Origin of the sequence: Bacillus sp. JJ1764 (genome assembly GCF_036962145.1) — a bacterium.
Taxonomy (GTDB): Bacteria; Bacillota; Bacilli; order Bacillales; family Cytobacillaceae; genus Neobacillus.
This window is the reverse complement of sequence record NZ_JBALNY010000256.1, coordinates 1-1,016: the sequence shown is the minus strand read 5'-3', so window position 1 is coordinate 1,016 and position 1,016 is coordinate 1. Positions and strand designations below refer to the sequence as shown.

At 29.8% G+C, this 1,016-nt stretch carries 1 protein-coding gene and 1 pseudogene; both read right to left on the bottom strand.

Translation table 11 applies throughout. The features are described 5' to 3' along the window. Nucleotides 1-248, bottom strand: a pseudogene (locus V7083_RS23545) (hypothetical protein); the annotation flags it as partial. A gap of 388 nt (nucleotides 249-636) precedes the next feature. Further along, nucleotides 637-798, bottom strand: coding sequence for a hypothetical protein (locus V7083_RS23540; RefSeq protein WP_335482633.1), 162 nt, complete (start codon nucleotides 796-798; stop codon nucleotides 637-639). Between the last annotated feature and the right edge of the window lie 218 nt (nucleotides 799-1,016).

Sequence of the window (1,016 nt, the reverse complement as noted above, 5' to 3'; positions counted from 1 at the left end):
GTAAGAAAACCATCCTTATTCAATTTTGCATCACTATATCCAAAACCACCTGCATTAGTTTCGATATTATAAGTTATTTCACCCACGGATTTAATATCTTTACCTTTAAATTGAAGTTTGAATTCCTGTGTTTCATAGTCTTCATTGGTTTGTGTGACCTTTAATTCAGCAGACCAATGATCTGTCTCTCCTGAAAAGGTTAAAGTTTTTAAACTACAAGCAGATAGCAATAACAATAAGACAACCAATAACGATGGAATCTTTAGAATGGTAATCCCCCCGTTTATTTTTTAAACAACAATTACCTAAATTTCACCATTTTTTGATCGCAAAATGATAAAATATTTTAAGATAATATAAACAGATACACATCAATCCCATAACATTTTTATGTTGTAGTAGCTTCTAATTTCATAATGGCACCAAAATACTGTGAAGCAGTAGTAAACATAATAAACTAACATAGGTCACTCATATAATCTTCTATAAAAAATACAAACAATAATACTAAAGGTAAAAACTCCAGCAGCTGGCGATGGACCTATCATAAGTAAAAAATAAGAGCTTAATAATGCACTTAAAACAATGGAAAAACAAATATTAAATTTTCAGTTTCTCCTCTACCAGTTAAATAGGCTAAAATGATTTAAACATATTATCCAGGATAGCAATTATTAAAATAATAAAGACAATAATTGCCGCATCTTTTAGACTGCCATTTTTTTCTTCTTCTTTCTCTTGTTTTATTTTTCTATATATAGCCTGAATTTTTTTGTTTTTTTTATCTCCCAATTTCATATTGAACTCCTCACCTTAACAGGACTAATAAAAAAATCGGCACAAACCTTAATTTTTTCCTAAATCTCCTTGTTCAACTATCCTGCCACGTCAGTGGACCAAGAGATGCGCTTGCTCTTATTAAAAAATCTCCCATTAAGCTTAACAAGAAAACCTAATTCATCGAAAGCTCCTTTAACTAAGTTTCATCCCATTGAAAATAAAATCCATTATTATCT